Source organism: Deinococcus sp. Leaf326, from assembly GCF_001424185.1.
In the GTDB taxonomy this organism is placed as follows: Bacteria; Deinococcota; Deinococci; order Deinococcales; family Deinococcaceae; genus Deinococcus.
On the sequence record NZ_LMOM01000032.1, the window covers coordinates 1 to 26,836 of the forward strand.

General features: G+C 69.9%; 26 protein-coding genes. 10 read left to right on the top strand and 16 right to left on the bottom strand.

Annotated elements, in window-relative coordinates:
* The 7 genes from ASF71_RS24510 to ASF71_RS10800 form a co-directional block, all read left to right on the top strand.
* A partial coding sequence (locus tag ASF71_RS24510; RefSeq protein WP_200939695.1) for a hypothetical protein occupies positions 1-350 on the top strand: 350 nt, incomplete at its 5' end.
* A gap of 8 nt (positions 351-358) precedes the next feature.
* On the top strand, positions 359-607 hold the full coding sequence (locus ASF71_RS10775) for a hypothetical protein (RefSeq protein WP_056299465.1): 249 nt from the start codon (positions 359-361) through the stop codon (positions 605-607).
* A 102-nt stretch (positions 608-709) separates the two neighbouring features.
* Positions 710-1,168, top strand: a complete 459-nt coding sequence (locus ASF71_RS10780; protein WP_056299469.1) for a hypothetical protein — start codon at positions 710-712, stop codon at positions 1,166-1,168.
* A complete protein-coding gene (locus ASF71_RS10785) occupies positions 1,165-1,539 on the top strand; it encodes a hypothetical protein (protein ID WP_056299472.1) in 375 nt (124 codons plus the stop codon). Before ASF71_RS10780 ends, ASF71_RS10785 begins: the two co-directional genes overlap by 4 nt.
* Before the next feature lie 300 nt (positions 1,540-1,839).
* Positions 1,840-3,111, top strand: a complete 1,272-nt coding sequence (locus ASF71_RS10790; RefSeq protein ID WP_056299475.1) for a sorbosone dehydrogenase family protein — start codon at positions 1,840-1,842, stop codon at positions 3,109-3,111.
* Position 3,112: 1 nt separating this feature from the next.
* Positions 3,113-4,531 (top strand): superoxide dismutase family protein, encoded by a 1,419-nt coding sequence (locus ASF71_RS10795; RefSeq protein WP_056299478.1) that lies wholly within the window; start codon positions 3,113-3,115, stop codon positions 4,529-4,531.
* 279 nt (positions 4,532-4,810) lie between these two features.
* A complete protein-coding gene (locus ASF71_RS10800; protein ID WP_056299480.1) occupies positions 4,811-5,656 on the top strand; it encodes a uroporphyrinogen-III synthase in 846 nt (281 codons plus the stop codon).
* Between the two features lie 58 nt (positions 5,657-5,714).
* On the opposite strand, the gene ASF71_RS10805 is transcribed toward ASF71_RS10800, so the two are convergent.
* The 14 genes from ASF71_RS10805 to ASF71_RS10865 form a co-directional block, all read right to left on the bottom strand.
* Positions 5,715-6,545 (bottom strand): ABC transporter ATP-binding protein, encoded by an 831-nt coding sequence (locus ASF71_RS10805; protein WP_056300467.1) that lies wholly within the window; start codon positions 6,543-6,545, stop codon positions 5,715-5,717.
* 34 nt (positions 6,546-6,579) lie between these two features.
* Complete coding sequence (locus tag ASF71_RS10810) at positions 6,580-7,545, bottom strand: iron ABC transporter permease (protein ID WP_056300471.1); 966 nt, start codon at positions 7,543-7,545, stop codon at positions 6,580-6,582.
* Between the two features lie 53 nt (positions 7,546-7,598).
* Positions 7,599-8,537, bottom strand: coding sequence for an ABC transporter substrate-binding protein (locus ASF71_RS10815; RefSeq protein ID WP_056299483.1), 939 nt, complete (start codon positions 8,535-8,537; stop codon positions 7,599-7,601).
* A gap of 35 nt (positions 8,538-8,572) precedes the next feature.
* Complete coding sequence (locus ASF71_RS10820; protein ID WP_056300475.1) at positions 8,573-9,550, bottom strand: iron ABC transporter permease; 978 nt, start codon at positions 9,548-9,550, stop codon at positions 8,573-8,575.
* A complete protein-coding gene (locus ASF71_RS10825; protein WP_056299486.1) occupies positions 9,547-10,500 on the bottom strand; it encodes a sucrase ferredoxin in 954 nt (317 codons plus the stop codon). The genes ASF71_RS10820 and ASF71_RS10825 overlap by 4 nt, the downstream gene beginning before the upstream one ends.
* Before the next feature lie 6 nt (positions 10,501-10,506).
* A complete protein-coding gene (locus tag ASF71_RS23705; protein ID WP_156372739.1) occupies positions 10,507-10,653 on the bottom strand; it encodes a hypothetical protein in 147 nt (48 codons plus the stop codon).
* Positions 10,650-11,576 (bottom strand): ABC transporter substrate-binding protein, encoded by a 927-nt coding sequence (locus tag ASF71_RS10830; RefSeq protein ID WP_235514343.1) that lies wholly within the window; start codon positions 11,574-11,576, stop codon positions 10,650-10,652. Before ASF71_RS10830 ends, ASF71_RS23705 begins: the two co-directional genes overlap by 4 nt.
* Positions 11,573-12,529: an ABC transporter substrate-binding protein gene (locus ASF71_RS10835; RefSeq protein ID WP_056299491.1), complete on the bottom strand. Its 957-nt coding sequence runs from the start codon at positions 12,527-12,529 to the stop codon at positions 11,573-11,575. The genes ASF71_RS10830 and ASF71_RS10835 overlap by 4 nt, the downstream gene beginning before the upstream one ends.
* Complete coding sequence (locus ASF71_RS10840; RefSeq protein WP_156372740.1) at positions 12,526-13,482, bottom strand: iron-siderophore ABC transporter substrate-binding protein; 957 nt, start codon at positions 13,480-13,482, stop codon at positions 12,526-12,528. The genes ASF71_RS10835 and ASF71_RS10840 overlap by 4 nt, the downstream gene beginning before the upstream one ends.
* A 119-nt stretch (positions 13,483-13,601) precedes the next feature.
* A complete protein-coding gene (xerC, locus tag ASF71_RS10845; protein WP_056299497.1) occupies positions 13,602-14,462 on the bottom strand; it encodes a tyrosine recombinase XerC in 861 nt (286 codons plus the stop codon).
* A 22-nt stretch (positions 14,463-14,484) separates the two neighbouring features.
* Positions 14,485-15,885, bottom strand: coding sequence for a tetratricopeptide repeat protein (locus tag ASF71_RS10850; RefSeq protein WP_056299501.1), 1,401 nt, complete (start codon positions 15,883-15,885; stop codon positions 14,485-14,487).
* A 237-nt stretch (positions 15,886-16,122) separates the two neighbouring features.
* Positions 16,123-17,232: an ABC transporter permease gene (locus ASF71_RS10855; protein ID WP_056299506.1), complete on the bottom strand. Its 1,110-nt coding sequence runs from the start codon at positions 17,230-17,232 to the stop codon at positions 16,123-16,125.
* Entirely contained in the window at positions 17,229-18,200 is a 972-nt protein-coding gene (locus ASF71_RS10860; protein WP_056299509.1) for an ABC transporter permease, read from the bottom strand. Before ASF71_RS10860 ends, ASF71_RS10855 begins: the two co-directional genes overlap by 4 nt.
* Positions 18,201-18,380: 180 nt before the next feature.
* Positions 18,381-20,147 carry an ABC transporter substrate-binding protein gene (locus ASF71_RS10865; protein WP_056299514.1) on the bottom strand — a complete coding sequence of 589 codons (1,767 nt, stop codon included), beginning with the start codon at positions 20,145-20,147 and terminating at the stop codon, positions 18,381-18,383.
* 139 nt (positions 20,148-20,286) lie between these two features.
* Here ASF71_RS10865 and ASF71_RS10870 point away from each other — a divergent pair, with 139 nt between their 5' ends.
* Genes ASF71_RS10870 through murQ form a run of 3 tightly spaced genes read left to right on the top strand, consistent with a single transcriptional unit; the run spans position 20,287 to position 23,266 of the window.
* Positions 20,287-21,123: a GntR family transcriptional regulator gene (locus ASF71_RS10870; RefSeq protein WP_082505973.1), complete on the top strand. Its 837-nt coding sequence runs from the start codon at positions 20,287-20,289 to the stop codon at positions 21,121-21,123.
* Positions 21,120-22,355 carry an anhydro-N-acetylmuramic acid kinase gene (locus tag ASF71_RS10875; protein WP_255354733.1) on the top strand — a complete coding sequence of 412 codons (1,236 nt, stop codon included), beginning with the start codon at positions 21,120-21,122 and terminating at the stop codon, positions 22,353-22,355. Before ASF71_RS10870 ends, ASF71_RS10875 begins: the two co-directional genes overlap by 4 nt.
* Positions 22,352-23,266 carry an N-acetylmuramic acid 6-phosphate etherase gene (gene murQ, locus ASF71_RS10880; protein WP_056299522.1) on the top strand — a complete coding sequence of 305 codons (915 nt, stop codon included), beginning with the start codon at positions 22,352-22,354 and terminating at the stop codon, positions 23,264-23,266. The genes ASF71_RS10875 and murQ overlap by 4 nt, the downstream gene beginning before the upstream one ends.
* A gap of 38 nt (positions 23,267-23,304) precedes the next feature.
* Here murQ and ASF71_RS10885 read toward each other — a convergent pair whose 3' ends face one another.
* Both ASF71_RS10885 and ASF71_RS10890 read right to left on the bottom strand, forming a co-directional pair.
* Positions 23,305-25,089, bottom strand: coding sequence for an ABC transporter ATP-binding protein (locus ASF71_RS10885; protein WP_156372741.1), 1,785 nt, complete (start codon positions 25,087-25,089; stop codon positions 23,305-23,307).
* 119 nt (positions 25,090-25,208) lie between these two features.
* Positions 25,209-26,774: a bifunctional UDP-sugar hydrolase/5'-nucleotidase gene (locus ASF71_RS10890; protein WP_056299529.1), complete on the bottom strand. Its 1,566-nt coding sequence runs from the start codon at positions 26,772-26,774 to the stop codon at positions 25,209-25,211.
* Positions 26,775-26,836: the final 62 nt, after the last annotated feature.

A 26,836-nucleotide genomic window follows, 5' to 3' on the forward strand; every position in this document is an offset into this window, starting at 1 on the left:
TCCGCATGGCCGAGGGCCTTAAGGCGGTGGCCCTGATCTCGCTGCATTACGACATAGTCTTCAAGAATGCCCAGCCCATGAGCGGCGTGTACTACGCGCCGGGCAAGGCCAGCCGGAAGTTTGCGGAGAAGGTTCTGCCCGCCCTGCGCGAATGCCCCGGCCGCTGGGTCAAGCCGAGCAGCTCGTCGCGCTTCAACGGCCTCTACATCGACGCCTTCCCCGACGCCAAGCCCTCGGTGCTCTTGGAGTTGGACAGCATCCGGCACGCGCCCCCCACGGGTACAGCAGGGCGCGAGGCACGCCTCACCATGCTGCGCCCGGTGGCCGACGCCATCGCGGCGGCGCTCTAAGCCCGCACGTGAGGCGGTTCAGGCTGGTCCGCGCTGAGGACGTGTCCGGGTCGAGCGGCACCGGCCACGTCGCCCAGGGCGTCGTCTTCACAGACGGCCACGTCGCTATGCGCTGGTGCGTGAACTCGTGCAGCACGGCCCTCTACGACTGCATCGAGCACGTCGAGCGCATCCACGGCCACGCCGGGCGCACGTGCGTCGAGTACCTGGACGAGCTGCCTGAGTGGCCTGAGCCGCCCTTCCTCGTCTTCCCCTAGGTCCGTCCGCGCCCTGTGCGCGTCTCAATCCGCTCAGGCCCGCGCACGTCGCTGGCCGCTTCCCAGTCACCTGCCCCGGCAGGTGGCCGCCCTGGAGGGCACATGAACAAAGTGGGATTTCTTGCCGGCCTCACCGCTGCTCTGGCACTGACGAGCACCGCCCCGCAGACCGCACAGCTCGAAGCCTGGGCGGACATATACCTGCCCGAGCTGCACACCAAGGCGCAGGAGCTGCTCAAGCCGCCCTTCACGCTGGGCGAGCTGGAGCAGGTGGCCGACGTGGCGGTGCGCAGTGCCCAGGAACTCAAGGGCATCTTCTATGGCGTGCCCCGCGCGGTCATCGCCCAGACGGCGCTGGTCGTGGCGGTGAAGGCCACGCTGCCAGACCAGGTGCAGCCGTGGCTGCTGCCGTTCCTCAGCAGGCCGGGGCTGGCCGCCCTGATCGAGTCGGCCTTCCAGCGGGCGTTCGGCCCTGAAGCGGTGCCGCTGCCGGGTGCCAGCGCGACCCCAGTTGCTCCGGTCGTGGAAGCCAGCGACGTGGCCGAAGGCGGCGTGCAGTGAGGCGCCTCTTGGTGTTCACGGTGATCGGGGCACTAGGGCTCGCCGGGTGTGCGCCCACGGCGTTCGTACAGGCCAGCGTCCCCGATCCTGGGCAGGCCGTGCTCGGCTTCCAGACGGGCAAGGACGCGGTGCTGGGTTTCAGCGCGGGCAAGCTCGACGCCTTTGACCTGGTCGTCAAGGTGTCGGGGGAGGGGCTGCGAGTCAATGCGCCGAGCTATTGCCACGTCGAGCGACGGGACATCCTCTGCACCGTGCCCACGCTGCCCGCTGGGAAGAACTTCATCCTGCCGATGAAGGGCAGCAACCTGAGCGCCGTGGCGACGTACAAGCGCGGCGGCGGGCAGAGCTTTACCACCGAGGCGAGACGCTAAGCTAGCGACCGCCAAAGCGAGCGCCCCCGCCGATTGGTGGGGGCGCTTTCGCCTTTTGGAAACCCTTAAAATATGAGAGTCCGATATGAGAGCGCGAGGCCGTTTGGTTGAAAGAATTACCTGTCAATCTGCAAAGAATTACCTGTCAGCGTCAGTGACAACTAACTTGTCTGAGTTTTGACAACTAATTTTTTGCGTGACACCTTCCGGTGCGCTTAACGCTCGGCTCAGAAGGTAGCGGGGCCGCACTTGGGCACAGGCACTTTCTGGGACGCTGCACTCCGGAGGCCACGATAACCCATGCGACACCCCACCCTGACCGCCCTGACGGCGGCCCTTCTTGGCGTCTTGCCTGGAACGGCCCTTGCTCAGCAGACCCCTGCCCAGTCTCCCGTCACGCCGCCTCCCGTCGCGCGGCCCATTGCGCCCGCCGAGCCGCCCGCGACCGCAACCGTCACCCGCAACGAGCCCACGCCGCTGGAATTCACGGCCGACAAGCTCGCCCGGCTGAAGGTGCCGGCCGGCTTTACCATCAGCACCATGGCGACCGGCCTGGGCAACGCGCGCATGATGCATGTGATGCCTGACGGCGGCATCTACCTCTCGCGCCGCGCGCAGGGCGACGTGTGGTATCTGAAAGACGCCAACGGCGACGGCCAGATCAGCCCGGCCGAACGCCGCCAGGTCGCGCAGAACATGAAGGCCGCCCACGGCATGGACGTGCGGGACGGCAAGTTGTACGTGGTCGGCGAGAAGACCATCTGGGTCATGACGATGTCCAAGGACGGCGGCCTGAGCGTGCCGCGTGTCTTCGCCGACGGCTTCCCCGACGCGGGTCAGCACCCGGCGCGCGACCTCGCCTGGGGACCGGACGGGTTCATGTACGCCACCTTCGGCTCGACGAACAACGACTCGCCCACCCAGAACCCCGAGGAAGCGACGATGCTGCGCCTCTCGCCCGACGGCAAGACCCGTGAGGTCTATGCGCGCGGCCTGCGCCACACCATCGGCTTCGGCTGGCACCCGGCGACGGGCGTGCTGTACGGCGCCGACCAGGGCAGCGACTGGCACGGCGACAACATCCCGCCCGAAGAGATCAACGTGATTGAGCGGGGCAAGAACTACGGCTGGCCCTTTTGCTACGGCGACAAGCAGCCCGACCCCTACGTGAATGTGGGCAACATTCCCGGCAAGATAACCAAGGCCGCCTACTGCGCGGGCACCCAGGGCAGCGTCCTGAACTACACGGCGCACGCCGCCGCCATCGCCATGAACTTCTACACGGGCACCGCCTTCCCGGCCGAGTACCGCAACGACGCCTTCATCGCCTACCGCGGCTCGTGGAACCGCAACGAACCCAGCGGCTACGAGATCGCCCGTCTGGTCTTCGGCGCAGACAACAAGCCCGAGAAGATCGAGCCGTTCGTGACCGGATTCGTGTACGAGGAAGGCGGCGAATGGAAACAGTTCGGACGGGTGGCCGGCGTGGCGACCTACACCGACGGCAGCCTGCTGTTCACCGACGACCAGAGCGGCGTCATCTACCGCGTGCGCTACACCGGGGGGCAATGACATGAGCAGCCTGAAGATGATTCTGGGCGGCGCGCTGTTGCTGGGGACGGCCGCGGCCGGTGGGGCAGGGATGCCCATGATGGCGCTGGCCCCGGCCAGCACGGCGCTCGCGGCCAGCGGCACGTTGCGTGACCCGCAGGGCGCGGCGCAGGGCACGGTGACCCTGCGCCAGATGGGCATGGGCGTGCAGGTCAGCGTCGAGGCGCGCGGCCTGAAGCCCGGACAGCACGGAATGCACGTTCACGAGTTCGGGCGCTGCACGCCGGGCGTGGACGCGGCCACGAATACGGTCGTCGCGTTCGGAGGGGCGGGTGGGCACTTCGACCCCGGCAAGACCGGTAACCACGACTCGCCGGCCGCGCCGAACATGGTCGGACACGGCGGCGACCTGCCCATGCTGAGCGTGGGCGCCGACGGAGTGGGACGCGCCACCTTCATGACCGACAAGGCCAGCCTGACGGGCATGGACGGCGTGTTGAACCGCTCGCTGGTCATCCACGCGCAGCCCGACGACTACAAGTCCGACCCCTCGGGCCTGACCGGCGCGCGCGAACGCTGCGCCGTCCTGACCCGCACGAACTACGCGACGCGGGACTACGTCTTGCCGGGCGTGCAGGACTTCCCCGAAGGCGTGGCCTACGACGCCAGAAAGGGCGTGGTCTACACCGGCAGCGCGCAGAACGGCACCATCTACGCGGTCAATGCCGCTTCCGGCGCAGTCAGCAAGTTCAGCGAGGGCGGCGCGCTGGGCCGGGCGAGCGCCCTGGGCCTGAAGGTGGACGCGCAGGGCCGCCTGTGGATCGCGGGAGGCGCGCAGGGCACCGTGAGCGTCCTGAGCCCTGACGGCGCTCCGGTGGCCGTTCTCGAGACCCCCAAGAGCCCGAACGCCTACATCAACGACCTCACCCCCGCCGCCGATAGCAACGTGTACGTGACCGACTCGTCGCGTCCGGCCATCTACCGCGTGACCCCCGACCTCAAGATCAGCGAGTGGCTCAACCTCGCGGGCACGCCCATCCGCTACGGGCCGGGCATCAACCTCAACGGCGTCGTGGCGACGCCCGACGGTCGCTACCTGCTCGCCGTGCAGCTCAACACCGGTGACCTGTGGCGCATCGACCTGCGCAGCAAGGCCATTCGCAGGGTGATGGGCGGCCTGAACAACGGCGACGGCATGCTCCTTGACGGCCGCACGCTGTATGTCTCGCGCAACAAGGACGGGATCATCAGCAAGGTGATGCTGGGCGCCGACTACGCCAGCGGTCAGGTCATGGCTGAGGAACCTGTCACCGGCCTGCGCTTCCCGACCACATTGAGCGCCATCGGCGGCGACCTGATCGTCCCGCAGGGCCAGCTCGACAAGTTGCAGGGCGGCACGCCCGAAACGCCCTTCAGGCTCACCCGCTTCCCCAAGTTCTAACCACACCTCACTCTATCCAGCGCCGATCCGGACCCGTTCCGGCGGCGCTTTGTCGTGGCCCGCAGCGAAGGGATGGCGAATGCCAGGGGAGGCCAGCATCTCAGACTATTTTTGCAGGTTTTAGGGTTTTATCTGCAAATTGAGAGAGAAAAGTTTGACAAGTTGCAAAAAATCATGCTGAATAGGGACCAGCGGGTGTGGTCCCTCCGGGGACCGCAACCTGCGAGGGCCGCCGCAGCTCGCGCGGCCGATGTTCTCCCCCGCTCCCCGAGGTCACGTATGGAATGGTTTGAAGGTCTGCAGATCCTGAGTCTGGAATCGCGGCGCACCGAAGAGATGGAACGGCTGATCCGGGCGCACGGCGGGCAGGCGGTGATGGCGCCCAGCATGCGCGAGCAGAAGCTCGACCTGAGCGGCGCGCTGGCCGGGTTCGGGCGGGACCTCGCCGCCGGCGACACTCACGCGGTGGTGTGCCCCGGCGCCGCGGCCACCCGGCTGTTTCTGCGTGAGCTCGCGGCGCGCGGCGAGAGTGGCCCGGAAGCTCTGACCAGCACTCACCTGCTGGGCGGGCGAGCAGCGCGTGGGGTACTGGAGGAGGCGGGCCTGGAAGCCCAGGCCCTCCGGGCAGGCCCCGATCCGCTGGGAACCGACTGGGACGGAATCCAGGCCGCGCTGCTGCGGACCCTGGAACCGGGCCAGCACGCCACCGTGCTCGAATACGGCGAGGCCATGCCCGCCCTGACGGCCCGCGAACTGAGCTACGCCGGCATGCGCGTGAGCAGCCTGCCGCTGTACCGCTGCGCCTTTCCCGCCGACAGCGCGCCGCTGGCCCAGGCCGTGCGCGACTGCGTGCTCGGCGGGCCGGACGTGCTGCTGCTGTCCAGCGGTATCCAGGCGCTGCACTTCCTGAAGTACGCCGAGCGCATGAAGCTGCTCGCGGAGACGCGCTCGGCCCTGTCGCGCATGGCCGTGGTGAGCATCGGTCCGGCGTGCAGCGAGGCCGCCGCCGGGCTGGGGATTCCCGTGCACCTGGAGGCCAGCCCGTACAAGATGGACGCGCTGGTGCGTCTCGCGGCGGCGCAGGCCCCGGCGCTTCTGCGAGGCCGCCTGCGTAAAACCGCCTGAGCGGACGCCGGACAAGGCAGGAGGCGGGAGCCAGTCGCTCCCGCCTCCGTTCCATTGCTCAGCGCGTCAGCGCATACGGAATGATGTACGGCCGACCCGTATCGGGGTCCGAGAGGATGTGGGCGCGCAGGCCGAATACATCGCGCAGGAGTTCGGGGGTCAGCACGTCCTCGGGACGTCCCTGGGCGTAGACCTCGCCGCCGTGCATCGCCACGATCTCGTCGCTGTAGCGCACGGCCTGGTTGAGGTCGTGCAGCACCATCACGACCGTCTTGCCCTGCTCGGTGTTCAGGCGGCCCGCGAGTTGCAGCACCTCGAGCTGGTGCGAGAGGTCGAGGTAGGTGGTCGGCTCGTCGAGCAGCAGGATGTCGGTCTGCTGCGCGAGGCTCATGGCGATCCACGCGCGCTGGCGCTGTCCGCCCGAGAGGGCTTCGAGCGGCCGGCCCGCGAAGATGGTCATGCCGGTCTGGGCCAGCGACCAGACGACCGCCTCCCGGTCCTCCTCGCGGCGCACCGGGAATCGGCCCTGGTGGGGATGGCGCCCGAACCACACGAGCTCCTCGACCGACAGGCCCTCGGGCGCGGTCGGCCCCTGGGGCAAGATAGCCAGCCGCCGGGCGATCTCCTTGGCGGGCAGGCTGTGCAGCGCCTGACCGTAGAGCTGCACGTGGCCGCTGGAGGTGGGCAGCAGACGGGCCAGGGCACGCAGCAGAGTGCTCTTGCCGCAGCCGTTGGGGCCGATGATGCTCGTGACCTTGCCGCCCGCGAGTTCCAGGTTCATGTCCGGCACGATGACGGTCTGGCCGTAGCCGAGCCGGAGCTTGTCGGTCGAGAGTGGAGAAGGCAATGAGGGCGCAGGGGCGCCCAGGGGTGCAGGAATGTGGGTCATGGGGGACTCCTCGGGGGTCATGCTGTGCCCCAGGTCATGCGGAGCGCCGCAGGAGGTACAGGAAGTAGGGCGCGCCCACCAGCGTGGTGAAGATGCCGGCGGGCACCTCAATGGGTGGCAGCAGCGCCCGGCCCAGCGTGTCGGCGGCCAGCACGAGCAGCGCACCGATGAGCATGGCGACCGGCAGCAGCCGACCATGCCGCGCCCCCACCAGCAGCCGGGCGAGGTGCGGCGCCAGCAAACCGACGAAGCCCAGGATGCCCGCCCCCGTCACGGCGGCCCCGGCCAACGCGACGGCGACCGCCAGGCACAACAGACGCATGGCCGCGACGCGGGTGCCCAGGCTGGTGGCGAGGTCTTCACCGAGGTTCAGGATATCCAGCGTGCGTGAGAGGAGCACGCCGGCCGGCAGCAGCACCAGCGCCCAGGGCAGCACCCGCAGGGCGCGCACGCTGTCGGCGCCGTAGACCGTGCCGGTCAGGAAGCTCAGGGCGGCGCCCAGGCCGTCGGGTGCCCGCACGATGATGAGCTGCTGCGCCGCGCCCAGTGCCGCCGCGACCGCCACGCCGACCAGCGCGAGACGGACCGGATGCAGGCTGTTGCTGCCCCTCCACTCGCGCGCCAGCAGGAGCACGAGCCCGAAGCCCCCCCAGGCCCCGGCCAGCGCGGCCCAGGGCAGGCCGCCCGCCGGCGCGCCCGGCCACGCGAGCAGAAAGATGGTGGCGGCCAGTCCCGCCCCCGCCCCCACCCCGATGAGGTCGGGCGAGGCGAGCGGGTTGCGGATCACGCCCTGCATCATGGCGCCCGAGGCCGCGAACATGGCCCCGGTCAGCAGGGCCACCGCGATACGCGGGGCGCGCAGCTCCAGTACGAGTTGCCGGGTGAGGTCGTCCCCGCGTCCGAGCAGCACCTGCCACACGTCGGCAGGCGGTGTGCGCACGGCCCCCAGTCCCAGGGCCAGCACGGCGAGCAGCACCGTGATCCCCGCGAGGACCAGCATGATGCCCACGGCGCGCGGGGTGGTAAAGCGCGGTCCGGGGAGGCGCGGCGTGGTCACGGAGTGCCGAAGCCCGTCGCCGGAGCGGCGTCTTGCAGGAAGCGGCTGCGGATGGTCTGTGCGACCATCAATTTCAGGGCCTGCGGACCGCGCCCCCGCGTCCAGTCGTCGCGGTCGAACACGTAGACCCGGCCGCGCTGCACGGCGCTCAGGCGCTGCCACAGCGGGCTCTGTTTCCAGGTGTCGGTGATGGGTTTCTCGTCCGGCGCGGTGAACAGCACGAGCGACGCCGGATTCAGGGCAACGAGACCCTCCAGCGACAGTCCGTACTGGGTCTGGTCGCCCCGAGGAGCAAGCTGATTCTTACGTCCCAGCGCCTCCAGAAAACTACCCACGAAACTCTGGTCGGTGTGCACCGTGAAGCTGCCCGGCGTGACCACGGCGGCCACGAAGGCGGGGGCACCCTTTTTGGCGAAGGCCCGGGCCTTGGCGTTCAGCGACGCCTGATCGGCCAGCAGGCGGCGGGCGGCGGCCTCACGCCCCACGAGCTGCCCGATGGCGAGCGTCTGGGCATTCAGGTCGGCCAGACTGCCCCGGCGGCTCTGGAAGTCGGCGGTAGGCGCCAGCCGTGCGAACTGCACGGAGGTGTCCTTGTGCACGAAAGCGTCGGCCAGGATCAGGTCGGGGCGGGCGGCGGCGAGCGCCTCCAGGCTAGGCTGGGCGCGGCTGCCGGTCGCCGGAATACCGCGCACCTGGGCCCGCAGGTAGGGGGGCGCGCCCCGGTCACCGCCCTGGGTGCCCAGCGCCGCGCCGACCGGGCGCACGCCCAGGGCCAGCAGCGTGTCCACGAAGGAGTATTCCAGGGCGGCCACGCGCGCCGCCGGAGCCGGGAGGGTCAGGGTGCCGCGCTCGTGCTTGACGGTCACGGGGGCCGCCGCGGCATGGGTGCCCAGCAGGGCGGCGAGCAGGAGGGGCAGCGGGGAACGTCTGTGCATGGTGGAAGTCTCCGGAAGGAAAGGGAACGAGAAGCTCAGCGGCGGCCAATGCGGCGGGCCAGCACGACGAAGAAGGGTGCGCCGACCACCGCGACGAGCACCCCCACCGGGGTCTCGGCGGGGCGGTCGACGAGCCGGGCAGCGATGTCGGCCACGACCAGGAAGGCCGCGCCCAGCAGCGCCGCGAGAGGCACGCTGAACCGGTGGTCCGGCCCGACCAGGGTACGCGCGGCGTGCGGCACGATGAGGCCCACAAAGCCGATGGGCCCGACCACGCTGACCGAGGCCGCCGCGAGCAGCACGCCCAGACCGGTCACGATCAGGCTGTCGCGCTCGGTGCGGGCGCCCAGGCTGCGGGCCACGTCCTCGCCCAGCGACAGCACGTTCACGCGCGGCGAGACGAGCACGGCGAGCAGCAGCCCGGCAAGCATCCAGGGCGCGACCTGTGACACCTGCTCCCAGGTGCGCCCGGCGACCGACCCCGAGAGGGCGAACAGGGCGCCCTGGGCGCGTTCCTCGAACAGGATCTGGACCGTGCGGGTGCCCGCGCCGATCAGGCTGGCGATCGCCACACCCGCCAGCGCCAGCCGCAGCGGCGTGGCCCCGATGCTGCGCGCCACACCGTAGGCCACCGCCGCTGCCAGCAGGCCGCCCAGGAAGGCCGCCGGCACGAACAGCGCCGAGGGCGCGCCCGGAAAGAACACGACCATCATCAGGATGGCGAAGGCCCCGCCCGCCTCGACGCCCAGAATGCCGGGGTCGGCCAGGGGATTGCGGGTCACGCCCTGGAGCAGCAGCCCGGAGACGCCCAGTCCTGCGCCGGCCAGCGCGGCGACGAGCGTGCGCGGCATACGGATGGTCTGGATGACCAGACTGTTGGTCGTGTCGTCGGGAGAGCGCAGCAGCCGCAGGACCTCGCGCCACGGAATCTCACTGGCGCCCAGGGCGAGCGAGGCGATGAGCGCCGTGACCAGGGCCGCAGCGCCCAGGACCAGCCACAGCGGTCGACTCACGGCCTCACCGCGCGTTCGTGCCACTCGCCCAGTCGGTACTGGCGCACCTCCGACAGGTCGGGCTTGTGGCTCGAGCCCGGCAGGTGCAGGCTCGGCGCGGGCTTGACGGTCGCCCAGACCTCGCCGCCCCCGCCCGCAGGTAGGCGGTAGGTGAGGTGGACGGCCTCGCCGCGCACCTCGGCCTGCCGGTCTGCGTCCAGCCAGGACCATCCCCGGCGCACGAGCAGTTCGCGGTCCACGACCTGCGCCAGCGCCGGCAGGCCGCTGTAGCCGCGCAGATACCGGACGTAGTCGGCAGGGTGGCCCTCACGCCGGGCGATCTTGAGGGAAAGCTCGGGGGTCAGGTGCGCCCACAGCAGGCCCGAAGGCAGTTCGACGGCCGTGGCCGCCAGCCGGTGCCCACCGAAGTGCCCCGTGCGCCAGCCGCGCTCGCCGCCGGCCAGCAGCGCGTGATACACCGGCACGCCGTAGCGCCCACAGGCCGCGTCCACCGTGCCGTGGGTACAGACGTGCAGGTCCACGCCCTGCGCCGGCACCTCACGGGGGGTCCACGCGGTCAGGCGCCCGGGCTCCAGCAGGGTGTCGATCAGGCCATCGGCCCAGGCGTCCTGCGGCAGCTCAGAGACGTAGTCGCGCCGCGCGTAGCCTCCGCCCGCGCGTACGTAGTGGCGCACGGCCAGTGGAGTGCCCCGTGTGAGCGGCGCCGACATCAAGAGCCCGAAGCCGGCGCCGCTGGCCTCGACCTTGTCGCGCAGGCGCTCGAACAGGCCGCTCTGCTGTGGGGTCCAGTTCGCCACGTCGCGTAGGCGGGCCCACACCGGTACGTCGAGCTCCAGAACGGTGAGTTCCTGCCAGTGCGGCGCGGTGGCGATGGGGTCCTCGTTGGCCGCGCGCGACAGGTCGGCGCACAGGGCGAGTCGGGGAGCCGGAGGAGAAGAAACAGAAGTCATGTGAACCTAACGTCCCAGCACCACGCGGCTGATCTCGCCCGCGAGGGTCGGCGCCGAGAGCGGGCCGCCGAAGGTCCGGGTCTGTGCATTCAGTGGGTAGAGGCGTCCCGACTTCAGGCCCAGTGCCAGCCTCCTGTTCGTGTTCCGCTTCATCTGCCCTGCCCCTCGCCGCTCAGAACGCGGCTGCGAATAACGTCGTTGAGAATGCCCTCCAGACCGATGACACCCCGGCCCTTGGCCCAAGCGTCCCGGTTGAAGGCGTAGACCCGGTTGGCCCTGGCGGCGTTCAGGGCGCGGACCAGCGGGCCGCTGCGCCACTTCTGGAACAACGCCTCGTCCTCGGGGTTGTACAGCACGATCAGGGTGTCGGGGTTCAGGGCCAGCAGGCCCTCGGCACTGAGGACGTACTGCGTCTGACCGTCCCGGTTGCCGACAGGATTGTCGCGCCCCAGAGCCCCGAGCAGACTGCCCACGTAGCTGCGGTCGCTGTGGACAAAAAATCCGGTCGGTGCCAGCACGCCCACAGCGGTCCGGCCGGCCGCCGGTCGGCTGCTGGCCCTGGCGCGGTCGAGCAGCACCCGGTGTTCGGTCAGGACAGTGCGCCCCAGGCCCTCACGGCCCACCACCCGGCTGATCAGGCTGAACTGCTCGAGCTGGTCGGCGTAGCTGCCCCGGTATGACCGGAACAGTAGCGTCGGCGCGATCCGGCTGAGCTGCGCGTACAGCTGCTTGTGGTCTTCCTCGTCGGCGATGATGAGGTCGGGCTTGAGGGCCAGGATCTTCTCCAGGCTCGGGGCGTGGCGGTTGCCCACGACGGTCACGCTGCCCGGCGGGTAGAACCGGCACAGATGAGGCAGGACTTGATCGGCCTTGTCGCCGTCTGCCACGATACCCACCGGCTTGACCCCCAGTCTGGCCAGCGCGTCCATGAAGCCGAATTCCAGCACCACGATCCGTCTGGGCACTTTCGCCAGCTCGGTCTGGCCCATCAGGTGCGGAACGGTCAAGGCGTGGCCCGCGCCCCCCAGACTGGCGAGCGCGAGGGCAAGGGCGACGTGGCGCAGCCGCAGGGTCACTTCACCTTCTCCAGCACCAGGCGGGTCAGGTCGCCGCTGACCTTGGTGGACACGAGCGGCCCCGTCCAGGGCGAGAACTGCTCCATCTCGTAGGGCAGGAGCTGGTCCTTGAGGCGCTGGCCGACCGCCGAGGCCAGGAACCCCGCGAGGGCGCTGTCGTCGCGGCTGGGGGGCAGCACGACCACCAGGGTCCTCTTGTCGAGATTGAGGAGCACCTCGTCGCTGATGACCGAAGCCACGCCCAGGGTGGTCTTGGCACGGCCGGTCAGCGCGTCGCTGAACCCCAGGGCCTTGAGGTCGTCGATAACCCGCTTGGCCGAGTTGACGTAGGTGGTGCCGCCGGGGAAGGGCGAGATCACCACGACCTTGGGATACTTGCGGAAGGCGCCCGCCGCGAGCAGCTTCTGGCCGTTGACGCGGTTGGTGTCGGCCACGCCCTTGATGACCGTCTCGGCCTGCACCTGCTTGCCGAAGACGCGGGCCAGCGCCCGGAAGCTGGTCTGCCAGTAGGTCGGCTGAGCCTCGGCGTACCCGATGGTCGGGGCGATCTTGCTCAGGTTGTCGTAGTTCTGGTTGCCCGCCCAGGTCGAGCGCAGGATCAGGTCAGGCTTGAGGGCGGCGATGGTCTCCAGGTTGGGCGCGGTCCAGGTGCCCACGAATTTGGCGGCCGGATTCAGCGCGCCACGCCCCAGAAAGCCCACCTTCGCACGGTCGGGCTTGATGGTCCCTGCCGCCGTGAAGTCCGACGGCTGCACGCGGGGGCCACCGATGCCCACCACACGGTTTCCCAGGCCCAGGGCGTACATCCAGCCCAGCATCTCCTCGTCCAGAACGACCACGCGCTGGGGGTTGGCCCTGACCTGCGTGTTCCCCTCGTCGTGTTTGATGGGCAGGGTCTGCGCGGAGGCGACGGATAGACTCAGGGCGGCGAGCAGCAGCGCAGGCTTGTTCATTTGGTCTTCTCCAGGATCAACTTGGTCATCTCGTTGCTGTTGCGTACCGACACCAGGGGACCGCTGTAGGGGCTGTAGTCTTCGGGCACGTACACCACGCTCTGGGCCGCGAGCCGCTGGCCGACGGGGGTTTTCAGAAAGGCCTCGGCGCCGTTGAACTTGCCACCTGGAGGAAACAACACGACCAGGGTCTGCTTGTCCAGGCCTAGGAGCGCCTCGTCGCTGATCTGCTCGCCGACGCCTAGAACGGTCTTGCCGGGGCGGTAGGCGTTCTTGAATCCCAGGGCCTGAAGGTCGGGGATCAGGCGGGTCGCCGTATAGACCCAGTTGTTGCCGCCCGTGAAAGGCGCCACCACGATCACCTTGGGGTACCTGCCGAACACGCCCGCCGCCAGCAGCTTGCGAGCATTGGCGCGGTTGGTGTCGGCGACCTCCTTGATCACCTGTTCGGCCTGCACCTGTCTGCCGAAGACCCGGGCCAGATCGCGAAGGCCCTTTTGCCAGAAGCCGGCGCCGCTTTCCTTGTACCCCAGAACTGGGGCGATCCTGCTCAGGTTGTCGTAGTTCTGATTGCCTTCCCAGGTCAGCCGGACGATGAGGTCGGGCTTCAGGGCGGTGATGGTTTCCAGGCTGGGCTTTTGCCAGTCCCCCACATAGGCGGGATTACCGAGCCGGGCGCGGCCAAAAAAGCCCTCGCGCAGCACGGCCGGTTTGACGACCGTGCCGGTCACGTCGGCAGGCGTGATGTATGTGCTCGCCAGGCCCACGACGCGGTTCGACAGGCCCAGCGCCGAGATCCAGCCCAGCGACTCCTCGTCCATCACGACGATCCGCTGGGGGTTGGCCTTGACCTGCGTGGTCCCCTCATCGTGTTTGATGGTCAGGGTCTGCGCGGAGGCGGTCGCCGCCAGCGCGAGGGCGGCAAAGGACAGGGCAATCTTCATTCTGGGCATATATAGGCTCCTCGCGCGGCGTGCAGCCACAAAGGGCCGCCAGGACGCAGTGGCGCTATCCTGCTGTATTCCAACCAATTTAGTCAAGTTTCAAGAAAGCTGCCCTGCCGGGCGCCGGCTTAGTCGTCGCCTTCCGGAGAGAGACCCTGGGCCAGCGCGCGGGCCAGCTCGAAGGTCTGGGCCCCTATGAAGCCTGCCTGGTCCGGCGTGAGGACGAAGTCGCGCAGGGCCGCCTTGCGCAGCCGCGCCGGGTTGATGAACGAGATTCCCGCCGCGCGGGACACCTGAAAGATGCGGGTCCGCAGGGCGTCGTTGTTGTCGTACGGAAAGACGCGCCCCTGCGGCTCCGCGAGCGGCCCCCCGGCCGCGGCCATCAGGCGGTCCAGGGCGCGGTAGCTCGCCTCGTCGAGCCTGGTCACGGTCCGGCGGCGCAGCAGCGTGCCGTCCGCGTGCAGAAAGGCGGGCCAGCGCAGGGCGATCAGCTCGGCGACCTGTACGGCGTGGTGGTACATCAGGGTGAGGGCGGCGTGCAGCGCGGGGTCGTCCTCGGCGTGCACGAGCAGGCGCACGATGTCCTCCCGCGCTGGCAGGGTGTCGGGGGTGCGCTGCGTGGCAGGGCGCTCTAGGCCGCGCAGAGGATGGCGCAGCACGAGGCCCTCATCCATCAGGACATTGTAGAGCTGGGACAGGGTCGAGAGCCGGGCCGTGATGGTGTTGATCTTGGCCGTGCCCGGTCCGCGCACGGTCTCGCGCAGCGGCGCCTGAAGCCAAGCCTGGAAATCGTCGGGCGGCCGCAGAAGGTTCACGCCGCTCTGCTGCGCCGCCGCGAAGATCAGCCGCAGGTTGCTGTGCAGCTGTTTGCGCGGCCAGCGCAGATCGGCTTCGAGAAGCGGAAGCAGCGTATCGAGGTCATAGTCCTGGAGCGCGCGGGTCAACTTCAGGGCGCGTTCGTCGGGATGCATGGAATTGGGTGGGTTCATGCGGCGTCTCCCCTGCCTGGGCCTAGTTCAGTGTGCGGCCCCGCGCGCTGCCCATCAGCTCGCCCGCGCGGCGCAGGTGGTCTTGCAGGGTCACGTACCAGTCGTCGCTCTCGGGGGTGTGGGCCAGCGCCTGCTGGGCGTGCGCGTAGGCGGCGGCGGGGTCGGAGAACCCCTGCTGGGCCATAACGTCGGCCGCCATCTGGTGACCCGTCACCCAGTCGCGGCTCTCGGGGGCGGCCTCGCGCACCACGCGCTCGTAGTGCTCGAGCGCGTCGTCGAGGTGGTAGTAGTCCAGCGCCACATTGCCCAGCACCAGACTCGCCGGAATGACCGCGCCCTGCGCCAGCGCCTGCTCGGCCGTCTGCTGCGCCTCGGGCAGGCGGCCCAGGCGGTAGTCGCACTCGGCCACGTCGGCCAGCACCTCGGGCAGGTAGGGATACTCAGGGTCGCTCAGGACCGCTTCGAGTTTCTCTCGCGCCTCGACGGGCCGGTCGAGGTCCAGCAGGGCCACGCCGAGTTCGTGGTTGGCATAGGGCTGGTCGCCGGGCGAGGCGAGCTTGAGCGCCTGCTCGAAAGCGCTCAGGGCGCCTTCCTGCCGGCCCAGGTGGGTCAGCACCTGCCCGCGCACCAGGGCCACGCCGTAGCTGTGTTCGCCCTGCCGGGCCTCCAGACGCGCGGCCTCCTCGATGGCGCTCAGGGCCGCCTCGGGCTGTCCCTGCCCCAGCAGCGCCTGGGCCTGGAGGTACTGCCAGGTGGCGAGGTTCAACTCTTCTTCGGGGTCGCGGCCGGTGTAGAGCGCGCGCGCCTGCTCCAGCACGCGCGCGGCCTCCTCGGGCTGCCCGAGTTGCAGCAGCAGGGCCGCCTGCTCCTGAAGCATGACCGCGCGGTTCAGGCCCTGGGCCAGGTGCGCGGCTTCGGCATACAGGTGCGCGCCCTCCTGGAACTCGCCCAGCGCCTCGTGGGCGTCGGCCTGCCACGACCGCAGGCGCCAGCGCAGGTGCTCGGGCAGCTCGGCCGGGGTCAGGGTGAGGTCCAGGGCGTCCTGTGGGTGCCCGGCGAGCGCCAGCGCACACAGGGTGTGAAAGCGCACCAGGGGCGAGGGGTCGGTACGTAGGTCGGCGGCGGCGGGCGCGGCCTCCTCGCCCTGCGCGCGGGCAGCAAGCTCGGCGTCCAGGGCGCGCAGCAGCGGGTCGGCCGCGAGGGCGGGGTCCAGGGCTAGGGCGACGTTCAGGGCCTTGCGGACATCGGCCACGCCAGGATCGCCGTACAGGGCCTGCGCCGAGGCGAGGTACAGCGCGATGCGGGCGCGCGCCGGGGGGCGGGCTTCACGCATCGCGCCTTCCAGCACGCCGAACGCCGTGTCGTACTCGTCACTGGCAAGGGCCGCACATGCCTGCTGCCAGGTGGTGTCCACATCAATCATTACCCTGAAGTCTAGCGTGCGCGCCCACGCTCGGGGCAGCGCGGGGTCCGGCGCGGGCGTCACGGCGCCGGCTTCTGGGTTCGGCCGGGCGCTCGGCCAGCCCATCACCCAGACCACACACAGCGGAGAGGTCGAGGGCCGGGACCAGGGCGCCGGCCGTTCCAGCGGGGCCTTAGTCCCATGGGTCCTCCTCGGGGCCGCCACAAGAGAACCCCCGCACGGCGGCGGGGGACTCTCTCAGCGGCTCTGGGTATCGGCCGCGTCTCTCAGGGCGTCGCCCAGGAAATTGAAGGCGAGCACCGAGATCACGATCATCAGTCCCGGCAGCAGCAGCCAGGGATAGAGGTTCAGGGTCTCGAAGTTCTGCGCGTCGCGCAGCAGCAGACCCCAGCTCGTCATGGGTTCCTTGATACCCAGGCCCAGGAAGCTCAGGGCGCTCTCGCCCAGGATGTAGCCAGGCAGGGCCAGCGTGGCCGTCACGATGAGGATGGAGCTGAGGTTGGGCATGATGTGGCGCAGGATCACGCGCAGGTCGCTGGCGCCCAGGCTGCGCGCCGCCTGCACGTAGTCCACGCCGCGCGCGCCGAGCACCTGCCCGCGCACCACCCGCGCCAGCCCCGCCCAGCCGATGAGGGCCAGCACCGCCACGATGCCCAGGTACACCCAGGTCGAGGGCCACTTGGCCGGAATGATGGTCGAGAGGGCGAGCAGGATGGGCAGCCGGGGGAACGAGAGCAGCACCTCGGTCACGCGCTGGATCAGGTTATCCACCCAGCCGCCGAAATACCCGCTGACGCCGCCGAGCACTATGCCGATGGAAAAGGAGATCAGGATGCCGATGATGCCCACCGTCAGGCTGACCTGCGAGCCGACGAGCATCCGCGAGAGCAGGTCGCGCCCGAACTTGTCGGTCCCCAGCGGAAAGTAGTTGCCCCCCGGAGCGCCGAACAGGTGCAGGTCGCTGCTGAGCACACCCAGCACCCGGTACTCGTCGCCGCGCACGAACAGCCGGATGGGCACCGGCGCCGTCTTGTCCTCGGCGAAGGTCGAGAGGAAGGTCACGGGGTCGCGCGTGCGCTTGAACCCGTAGACGAAGGGGGTACGCAGCTGACCCTCGTGCACAAGGTGCACCGCCTGGGGGCGCTGGTACGGGTACTCCTCGTGCTGGGTGGTGATGCCGTAGGGCGAAAGAAAGCCCGCGAAAATGGCGACCGTATACATCACGACGAGCACCCAGAAGCTCAGGACCCCCACCCGGCTCCGGCGGAAGCGCCGTAGCGCGAGGGCGAGCGGGGACTGCCGGGCAGGGACGCGCGGCGCGGCGGAAGAAGACGGCGTGGCGGTCATTCGAACCTGATCCGGGGATCGGCCCACGCCAGCGCGAGATCGGCCAGGAGGTTGCCCACGAGCAGCAGCACGGCGCTGAACAGCAGCAGCGTCATGGCGACGTACTGGTCCTTGTTGAGCAGGCTGTCGTACAGGAAGGGGCCGATGGTGGGCAGGTTCAGGACGATACTGGCGATGATAGTGCCCGAGATCAGGGCCGGCAGGCTCAGGCCCGCGAGGCTGATGAGCGGGTTGATGGCGTTGCGCACCGCGTGCCGCCACAGTACCGCCCGGCCCGAGAGACCCTTGCTGCGCGCCGTGCGCACGTAGTCCTGGTTGATCACGTCGAGAACCGAGGCGCGCATCTGGCGCATGAGGCTGGCGACCCCCTCGAGCCCGATGGCGATCATCGGAATCCACAGGTGCGCGAGCAGGTCGGCCACCCGCGCCCACGACCACGGCGCGTCGATGAACTCGGGACTGAACAGGCCGCCCACGTTCGTGCCCCCCGTGCCCAGCACGAGCGCGATGAGCAGCAGCGCCACCAGAAAGTCGGGCGTGGCGAGACTCACGTAGCCCAGGAAATTCATGACGGTCGCGCCGACGCCGTGGCGGTTCAGGGCGGTGTAGATGCCCAGCGGAATAGCGACTGCCCAGCTCACGAGCAGGGTGAGCAGGGCCAGAAAGACGGTCCAGCCGAGCCGCTCCCAGATGAGCGAGCTGACCGGGCGGCCGTTGACGAAGGAGTACCCGAAGTCGCCCTGCGTCACGATCCCCTTGATCCAGGTGAGGTACTGCACCCACAGCGGCTGGTCGAGGCCCAGTTGCCGGGTGATGCTCTGCACCGTCTCGCGGGTGACGCGCGGGTCTTCGAGGTATTGGTCGATAAAACTTCCCGGCTGAAGCTGGATGACCACGAAGCACACCAGCGAGATCAGGAGCAGGGTGGGAATCATGCCCAGCACGCGGCGGATGGCGAAGGTCAGCATGAGAGGAAGGGGGGGTGATCAGGGCCCGGCGAAGGCGAACTCACGCGGAGCGGAACGGACAGGATGGGCGACATGGGCACCTCCGGGACAGGGGCAGGACAGGGCTCGGGCCACAGGGCGGCCGGGGAGAAGGGGCGCGCAGCCCAGCCTCTCCCCGGCCGCGTGTCCCTTCGCCGGGCGTTACTTCTGGAAGATGAGCGGCACGGGGTTGTAGCCCGGAATTACGCCGAGGTTGTAGACGTAGTTGCCGAACTTGTTGTTCACCGCGCCGATGTTCTCGGGCTTGGCAATGGGCGTCACCGGCAGGTTCTGGGCGAACAGCAGCTGCCAGCGCGTGTACAGCGCCTTGCGCGCCGAGGCGCTGGGGGTCACGGCCGCCTGGTTGAAGATGGTGTAGATGTCCTTTTCCCAGCTGGCCATACGGGCCATGTTGGGCGCGCCGCCGTCCTGGGCGGGTTGCAGCGTGCGGTGCCAGTAGTACAGCGCGCCGCCCGGCTGCCAGATGGGCCGGCGCAGTTCGGGGTCGGGCTGGTCCCCGAAGGCGTGCAGGATCATCTCCCAGTCGCCGCTCTGGCCGGTCGAGAGCAGCTTGCTGCTCAGAATCCCCTTGAGGTTGACCTTCACGCCTACCTTGGCGAAGTCGCTCTGGAGGATGGTCGCCATGGCCGGGTACACGCTCGAATCGGTGCCGTAGGTCAGGTCGAATTCCAGCGGGCGGCCGTTGGACAGCAGTCGCACGCCCGCCGCGTTCTTGCGGGTCAGGCCCAAAGCGTCGAGCGCCTTGTTCGTCGCGGCGAGGTCGAAGGTGCCGAGCTGACGGGTGGTGTTCGTGTAGAAAGCCTTGTTGGCCGGGGCGACCCCGTGGCCCGGCAGGCCCGCCAGCCCGTTGTATACGGTGTCGATGATGCGCTCACGGTTCACGGCCCCCTGCATGGCGCGCCGGAAACGCACGTCGCTGAACAGCTTGGAAAGGACCGCGTCCTTGGCGTCGAAGTTGTAGGCCACGAAGGGCGGGCTGCCGAACAGCGCCGTGCTGCGGATGACCTTGAAGGGCGCGCCCGCCACCTCCTTCTGCTTGAGGTCGGGAAACTGCGCGCCCGAGATGTTGAGCTGGTCGAGATTCCCGGCCAGGAACTGCGCCACCTGTGCCTGCGGGTCCCGGATGACCAGGAATTCCAGGGTGTTCAGGTAGGGCAGCTTGGTGCCGGCAGCGTCCACCTTCCAGTAGTTGGTGTTCTTCGCCAGCGTGACCTTCTGGCCGGTGGTGTAGCCCGTCAGCTTGAAGGGCCCGGTCCCCACGACTTCGCTCGGCGCCACGTTGCTGGGCCACGCCGTGTTGATTTCGGCCGCCTTGGCGCCGCCGTCCTGCGAGAACTTGGCGAGCTTGTGCTGCGGCATGATGAAGTACCGCTGCTGCAGCAGAAAGGCGGGCGCGGCGCGCGGCAGCGTGAACTGCACGGTCGTCGCGTCCACCTTGCGGACCTCGATGGCCTTGCCGTCGAGCTTGAAGTTGCCGGCGTCGCCCGCGCGGGCCTCGGGATTCATGATGATGTTCTTGTAGGTGAACACCACGTCGTCGGCGTTGAAATCCTGACCGTCGCTCCACTTGACGCCCTGGCGCAGCTTGAAGGTGTAGACCTTGCCGTCGGGGCTGATGGTCCAGCTCTCGGCGAGCGCGGGCTCGATCTTGTAGGTCGCGTAGTTGAACTCGACGAGGCCGTCGAACATCTGTTGGGCGACGAGGCCGAGGTTGTTGTCGATGACGCCGTAGTAGTTCAGGCTCTGGGGGCTGTCGCCCAGCACCAGGGTGTAGGTGCCGCCGGCCTTGCCGTTCACGACCCCCAGGGAACCGTACCCCGTGACCTTCTTGGGCGCGGCGAGGGCGCCGCCGGCCAGGGCGAGCGAGAGCAGGACGAACGCGGAACGCTTGAGCACAGAGCTGGACATGAGGGGCCTCCGAGATAGGGGAAAGGGCTAGGCGGGACGCCGCACCCAGAGTTGTCGCTAACGCTGCCCAGAGTAAGACCACTTCAGGACCAATTTCAAGTCTGGTCGCCAGTGGTCCTGAAGTGGTATGGTCGCCGCGATGCCTCAAGCCTCCTCTGCGCCGGACCGCCGGGCGCCGCCTGCTCCTGTGCCCGCGCCGCGCAGGGCCGGGGCGCCGGCCGCCGCGTGGCACCTTGCCCTCGACCCCGGCAGCGCCACGCCGGTTTACGTGCAGGTGGCCGCCGGGCTGCGCGGGCGCATCGAGGCGGGCGAGCTGCCCGGTGGCCACGCCCTCCCCGCCGAGCGCGAACTCGCCGCCCAGCTCGGCGTGTCGCGCGTGACCGTTCGGCAGGCGCTGGCACAGCTCACCGAGGCGGGGCTGCTCACGCGGCGCCACGGCAGCGGTACCTTCGTCACGGCGCGGTCCGCTCAGGGAGCGCCGCGCCCGCTGGGCCTGCTCAACTCCTTTTCCGAGGACGCCCGTTCGCGGGGACAGACCCCCGGCGCGCGGGTGCTGGCCTTCACGCGCACGCCCCCTACCGCGCATGAAGCGCTGACGCTGGGGCTGTCGCCCTCGGGGGCCGTGTACCGCGTGCGGCGGCTGCGTACCGCGAACGGTGAACCGCTGGCCGTCGAGGAGAGCACCCTGCCCGCCGCGCTGGTGGGCGAGCTCACGGATACCGACGTGACCGACGCGAGCCTCTATGCCCTACTCGCCGCGCGCAGCCTGCGCCCGCAGCGGGCCATCCGCCACCTGCGCGCCGTGAACGCCGACGCCGAGATGGGCGCGCTGCTGGGGCTGCCCGCCGGCGCGGCGCTTCTCGTCACCGAGCGGGTGTCGTGGACGCCGGGGGGCCAGCCCGTCGAGTACGCCCGCGCGTGGTACCGGGGCGACCGCTACGACTTCGTCATGGAACTGACCGGAGATGCCGAGTGACGCCCCGGAGGACGCGCCCGCCGCGTATCCTGGGCCTGATGAGCGGCACGAGCGCCGACGGCATTGACGCCGCGCTGCTGGAGCTGGAGGGCTGGCCGGCACTGGGCACTGGCCTTCCCTTCCGGGAACTGCCCCCTGGCGCGCCGCGCGGGCGGGTGGTCGCGCACGTCTTCACGCCGTTCGCGCCCGAGTTGCGGGAGGCGGTGCTGCGGGCCATGCGCGCTGACGCCGATACCGCCGACCTGACCCAACTTCACTGGTGGCTGGGCGAGGCGCTGGCTGACGCCGCCGCGCCGCTGGCGGAAGACGCCGACCTGATCGCCTCGCACGGCCAGACGGTGCAGCATCACCCCCGGCCCAATGCCGGGCGCGGCTGGGCACGGGCCGCGACCCTGCAACTGGGCGAAGCGGCCGTGATTGCCGAGCGCACCGGACGGCCCGTCGTGGCCGACTTCCGTCCGGCCGATCTGGCGGCGGGAGGCGTGGGCGCGCCGCTGGTGCCCTTCGCCGACTGGGCGCTGTATGCCGAAGCGAAGCGCCACCGCGTGCTGCTGAACGTGGGCGGTATCGCCAACCTGACCAGCCTGCCGGGCCTGGGCGCGGGCGCCGTGGTCGCCTTCGACACCGGCCCTGGCAACTGCCTGATGGACGAAGTCGCCGCGCGTGTGGGCCAGGCCTGCGACGAGGGCGGGCGGCTGGCGGCGGCCGGCACCCCCGACGAGGCCACCCTGGCGCGCTGGCTGGCCCACCCGGAACTCCGTGCCGCGCCCCCACGTGCGACCGGCCGCGAGGTCTGGAGTCTGGAGCGGCTGGGCCTTCCTGAGCAGCACGGATCTGAGGCACACAGCGGCCTGAGCGTGCCCGACCTCGCCGCCACGGCGACCCGCTTCACGGCGCTGACGGTGGCAGCGGCGCTGCGCTTCGTGCCGGGCACGCCAGACGAGGTCGTCGTGGCCGGGGGCGGCGCACGTAACCCGGTGCTGATGCAGGAACTGGCGCGGGCACTAGCCCCCGTGCCGCTGCGCACCTTCGCGGACCTGGGCTGGGCAGCGCGGGGGCTGACCGACGCCACGCGCGAAGCGGCGGCCTTCGCCTTTCTGGGCTACGCCCGTGCCCAGGGCTGGGCCAACACGCTGCCGCAGACGACCGGCGCGCGCCGCGCAGTCAGCGCCGGCAAGCTGACCCCGGCTCCCCTCCTGGCCCCACTTCTACTGACGGGAGAACAGCCATGACCGACCCTCGCCGCACCGAGCAGGTGCATCCCGACCACGCCGACCTCGACCGCCTGTCGCCGCTAGAACTCGTCGAGGTACTGGCCGCCGACCAGCTCGCCGCCGTTCTCGCCGTGCAGGCGGCGGCCCCGGCGCTGGCCCGCGCGGTCACGGCGGCGCTTCCCCGCCTCGCGCGCGGTGGGCGACTGGTGTATGCCGGAGCCGGCACGAGCGGGCGGCTGGGCGTGCTGGACGCCACCGAACTCACCCCGACCTTCTCCTGGCCTCCCGAGCGCGCCGTCCCGCTGATCGCCGGGGGCGAAGCAGCCATCCGCCGCGCGGTTGAGGGTGCAGAGGACGACGAGGAGGCTGGAGCGCGCGACGTGCGGGGAGTAGGGATCGGCCCAGACGACGTGCTCATCGCGGTCGCGGCCAGCGGCACCACGCCCTACGCGCTGGGGGCCGTGCGCGCCGCCCGCGCGGCCGGAGCGCTGAGCATCGCGCTGGCGAACAACCCCGGCACGCCGCTGCTGCTGGCGGCCGACTGCGCCGTGTCTCTCGACACCGGCCCCGAAGTCATCAGCGGCAGCACGCGCCTCAAGGCCGGCACCGCCCAGAAGATCGCCCTGAACACCCTGTCGAGCGCCCTGATGGTGCGTCTGGGCAAGGTCTACGGCAACCTGATGGTGGACCTGCGCGCCACGAACGCCAAGCTGGAGGGCCGCGCCGTGCGGCTGGTCCAGCACGCGACCGGCGCGCCGGAAGCCGGGGCCCGCGCCGCCCTGACCGCGGCGGACGGTCAGGTCAAGACGGCGGTGGTGATGCTGCGCCTCGGGCTAGATGCGGGGGCGGCGCAGGCGCGGCTGGACGCGGCCGGCGGACACGCGCGGGCGGCGCTGGGAGAAGTGGAGCAGGAAGAGCAGGAGGACTAGGGCTGGCACCTCTCCAGCCGCGCCTTCCTGTTACTGGCCTAGTCGTCCGCCGCTTCCAGCGTCGCGGCCTGCTCCAGCGCGGCGTAACGGCCCCCCCGGGCGCGCAGCACGTCGGGCGGTCCCTCCTCGACAATGCGGCCACCTTCCAGCACGGCCACCCGGTCGGCCACCCGCGCCAGCGAGAGGCGGTGTGTGACGATCAGGGCAGTGCGCCCGCGCATGAGGCGGCTCAGGGCGGCGACGATGAGGGCCTCGGATTCGGCGTCCACCGCACTCGTCGGCTCGTCGAGGAGCAGCGCGGCGGGCTGGGCCAGCAACACCCGCGCGATAGCAAGGCGCTGACGCTGTCCGCCCGAGAGCCGCACGCCTCGCTCGCCCACCATCGTCTCCAGGCCCTGCGGCAACGCCGCGACGAACTCGGCCGCTCCGGCGACCTCCAGCGCGGCCCCCACCTCCTGAGCATCCGCCTCGGGGCGCGCGTAGCGCACGTTTTCCAGCACCGTGTCGTGGAAGAGGAAGGTGTCCTGCTGCATGACGGCCGCCGCGCGGCGCAGCGAGGCCAGGGTCAGGTCACGCACGTCCAGGCCGTCGAGAGTGACGCCGCCCTCCTGCGGATCGTAGGTTCGCGTGAGCAGGCCGATGAGGGTACTCTTGCCCGCCCCAGACGCCCCCAGCAGCGCCACCCGCTCGCCCGCCGCCACCCGCAGATTCAGTTCACGCAGCACCGGATGGGCCGGATCGTAGCCGAAGGTCACGTTCTCGAAGGCGATCTCGCCCCGCACGGGCGTGGGCAGAGCGCGGGCGCCGGGCCGCTCGGTAACCGCCTCGGGTGCGTCGAGCACCTGGAAAATCCGCCGGCCGCTCGCCTCGGCGCGCTGCAACAGGTCGTTGATATTCACGAGGTCGTCGATGGGACCGAAGAAATACCGGCCGTAGCCCCGGTACGCCAGCAGCCCCCCCAGCGTGAACTGCCCCTGCGTGATGAGCCACACGCCGCCGCCCAGCATGAGGACATTACCGAAGTTCGACACGAAGCGCACGAGCGGAAAGGTCCGGTTGCGGATGTTCACGGCCTCCACGCCCGCTGCGTACAGGTCGCGCCCAAGGGCCGAGACGCGCGCCTCCTCCTGCGCCTCGCGCGCGAAGCCCTGCACGACCCGCACCCCCGCGAGGCGGTCGGTGATCAGGGCCGAGAGGTCGCCCAGACGGGTACGTGCCGCGCGGTAGCTGGGGCGGACCCGGGCGTTGTAGCGCCGCAGCATGAGGGCCACGGCCAGCATGGGCAGGGTCACGACCACGCCCAGCAGGGGTTGCAGCGCGATGAAGATGCCCACCACCCCTACGAGGCGCAGCGCGTTGCCCAGCACGGCGTCGGTGCCGCGCAGGAGTACGTCCTGGATCCCGTCCACGTCGGCCGTGACGCGCGAGAGCAGGTCGCCCGTGCGCTGCGACTCGAAATACGCCGCCGACTGCCCCGCGAGCTTGTGGTACAGCCGCAGCCGCAGGTCGTAGGTGAGCTGCTGCCCGGCGCGCTCGAGCAGTTGCCCGCGCACCGCGCTCAGGAGCTGCTGCACCCCGAACACCGCCACCAGGACGGCCAGCTGGCCGCCGATGTAGGTCCAGTCGGGCCGCACCTGTCCGCCCTCCAACAGTCCGCGGTCTACCACGCGGCCCCACACCAGCGGCGGGTACAGTTCGGCGGCCACGCTCAGGACCAGACACAGCGCCCCCAGCGCCACCGTGCGGCGGTACGGCGTGAGCAGGCCGTACAGTCGCCGCACGACGGACGGGCCAGGAACCGAAGCGGAAGCCGGAGGATTCACCGCGCCAGGGTACCCAGAAGCGGGCGCGCCCATGCCCCGCTTCGCTTACGGTTCGGGCCGGGTTGACAAAAAGGCCGGAGCGCGCGGGGCGGCTCCGGCCGGTCAGGGCGAACTCAGGCTCAGCGGGCGGGCGCGCCGACGACCACGATGCGGCCCTCGGGCTGCGCGTTGATATTCGGGTGGGCCTTGAGGTAGTTGACCAGGATGTCGACGTCCAGCGTGCCGGTCGAGAGCGAGGGCGCGCCCTTGAACATCGTGAAGCCGTCGCCGCCCCCGGCCGTGAAGTTGTTGGTGGCGACCTTGTAGGTCTGGGTGTCGCTTATGGGCTGCCCATCAAGCGTCACGGCCGTCACGCGGCTGCCGGCGGGTCGGGTGAGGTCGAAGGTGTAGCTCATGCCGCGCGAGACGTGCAGGAACTGGCCCTTGTTCTCGCTCCAGGTGGCGACGCCGTGTTCCAGCGCGGCCCGGATCTGCGCGCCGGTCAGGGTCAGGACCGTCAGCGTGTTGCCGAAGGGCTGCACGGTGATGGCTTCCTCGAAGGTGATGGGACCGGCGTCGATGCCGGCTCGCACGCCCCCACCGTTCACGAAGGCGAGCTGCGCGCCCGCGTTTGCGGCGGCCTCAAGGGCAGCGTCGGCCAGGACGTTCGCCATGGTGCTCTCGCGCTGGCGCACCACCTCGCGGTTGCCGTTCAGCGGCGCGGCAGCCGTGCTCACGACCTGCTGGCGCAGATTGGCGATAGGGACGCTGAGGGTCGCCACCATGCGGCGGGCGGTGTCGTCCTCGGCGATGTCGGCCGTCACCGGGACGGGGTTGCCCTCCCAGCTCTCGACCGCGCCCGCGTCGTTGAAGTTCACCTTCAGGCGCCCGAGTACCTTGCCCCATTCCCAGGCGGCGACGAGCAGGGTACGGTTGCCGTCGGGGTTCTGGACGATGGTCGGGTACGGGCCCTCGCTGGCCGGAAAATCCTTATTGTCGAAGGTGCCCAGCAGGGTGTGCGAGTGCCCACCCACGATCACGTCGATACCGGGGACGGTCTTGGCGACCTCCTGCTCCAGCGTGTAGCCCAGGTGCGACACCAGGAAGACCTTGTCGATGCCCTGGGCCTTGAGGGCCTCGGCGCTCGCCTTCAGGCTGTCCATGAGTTCGAGCATCTTCACGTTCGGGCCAGGGCTGCTGATCTGGGGCAGGTCGGGCGTCACCGCGCCGATCACGCCGATCTTCTGGCCGCCCACGTTCAGGACGGCGTAGGGCTTGAGGCGGTCCTTGAGCAGCGGCTCGGCGCTCACGTCGAGGTTGGCCGCCAGCACCGGGAACCTGGCCTTGTCGATGAAGTTCGCCAGCGCGCCGGGGCCGTCGTCGAACTCGTGGTTGCCGACCGCCATCGCCTGGTAGTTCATCAGGTTCATGAACAGTACGTCGGCCAGACCCTTGTAGACGTTGTAGAACAGCGTGCCCTGGAAGGTGTCGCCGCCCGAGAGGATCAGCGGGTTCACGTCCTCGGCGCTGTACTTCTTCATCAACGTGGTCTGGCGAGCGTAGCCGCCGTACATGTTCTGACCGACCTTGACCGGGTCGAGGTGGCCGTGGAGGTCGTCACTGTGCAGCACGGTCACGGTCAGGGGCGCGGCCGAGGCGCCGCCCAGCAGCCCCAGCGTCAGCAGAAACGCAAAAGTTTTGTTCATGCGCCTCATCCTAGAGGAAAACGCCTCTCTCCCTGCTCAACCGTGCAGCCGATCAGATGACC

Bases quoted from the DNA above. Each gene is read 5' to 3' on its own strand.
- ASF71_RS10835 (WP_056299491.1), bottom strand. From the start codon at position 12,529: ATGAACAAGCCTGCGCTGCTGCTCGCCGCCCTGAGTCTATCCGTCGCC.
- ASF71_RS10865 (WP_056299514.1), bottom strand. From the start codon at position 20,147: ATGTCCAGCTCTGTGCTCAAGCGTTCCGCGTTCGTCCTGCTCTCGCTC.
- ASF71_RS10825 (WP_056299486.1), bottom strand. From the start codon at position 10,500: ATGACTTCTGTTTCTTCTCCTCCGGCTCCCCGACTCGCCCTGTGCGCC.
- ASF71_RS23705 (WP_156372739.1), bottom strand. From the start codon at position 10,653: ATGAAGCGGAACACGAACAGGAGGCTGGCACTGGGCCTGAAGTCGGGA.
- ASF71_RS10795 (WP_056299478.1), top strand. From the start codon at position 3,113: ATGAGCAGCCTGAAGATGATTCTGGGCGGCGCGCTGTTGCTGGGGACG.
- ASF71_RS10790 (WP_056299475.1), top strand. From the start codon at position 1,840: ATGCGACACCCCACCCTGACCGCCCTGACGGCGGCCCTTCTTGGCGTC.
- xerC (WP_056299497.1), bottom strand. From the start codon at position 14,462: ATGAACCCACCCAATTCCATGCATCCCGACGAACGCGCCCTGAAGTTG.
- ASF71_RS10860 (WP_056299509.1), bottom strand. From the start codon at position 18,200: ATGCTGACCTTCGCCATCCGCCGCGTGCTGGGCATGATTCCCACCCTG.
- ASF71_RS10780 (WP_056299469.1), top strand. From the start codon at position 710: ATGAACAAAGTGGGATTTCTTGCCGGCCTCACCGCTGCTCTGGCACTG.
- ASF71_RS10815 (WP_056299483.1), bottom strand. From the start codon at position 8,537: ATGCACAGACGTTCCCCGCTGCCCCTCCTGCTCGCCGCCCTGCTGGGC.
- ASF71_RS10840 (WP_156372740.1), bottom strand. From the start codon at position 13,482: ATGCCCAGAATGAAGATTGCCCTGTCCTTTGCCGCCCTCGCGCTGGCG.
- murQ (WP_056299522.1), top strand. From the start codon at position 22,352: ATGACCGACCCTCGCCGCACCGAGCAGGTGCATCCCGACCACGCCGAC.
- ASF71_RS10810 (WP_056300471.1), bottom strand. From the start codon at position 7,545: ATGCTGGTCCTCGCGGGGATCACGGTGCTGCTCGCCGTGCTGGCCCTG.
- ASF71_RS10855 (WP_056299506.1), bottom strand. From the start codon at position 17,232: ATGACCGCCACGCCGTCTTCTTCCGCCGCGCCGCGCGTCCCTGCCCGG.
- ASF71_RS10850 (WP_056299501.1), bottom strand. From the start codon at position 15,885: ATGATTGATGTGGACACCACCTGGCAGCAGGCATGTGCGGCCCTTGCC.
- ASF71_RS10805 (WP_056300467.1), bottom strand. From the start codon at position 6,545: ATGACCCACATTCCTGCACCCCTGGGCGCCCCTGCGCCCTCATTGCCT.
- ASF71_RS10800 (WP_056299480.1), top strand. From the start codon at position 4,811: ATGGAATGGTTTGAAGGTCTGCAGATCCTGAGTCTGGAATCGCGGCGC.
- ASF71_RS10870 (WP_082505973.1), top strand. From the start codon at position 20,287: ATGCCTCAAGCCTCCTCTGCGCCGGACCGCCGGGCGCCGCCTGCTCCT.
- ASF71_RS10890 (WP_056299529.1), bottom strand. From the start codon at position 26,774: ATGAACAAAACTTTTGCGTTTCTGCTGACGCTGGGGCTGCTGGGCGGC.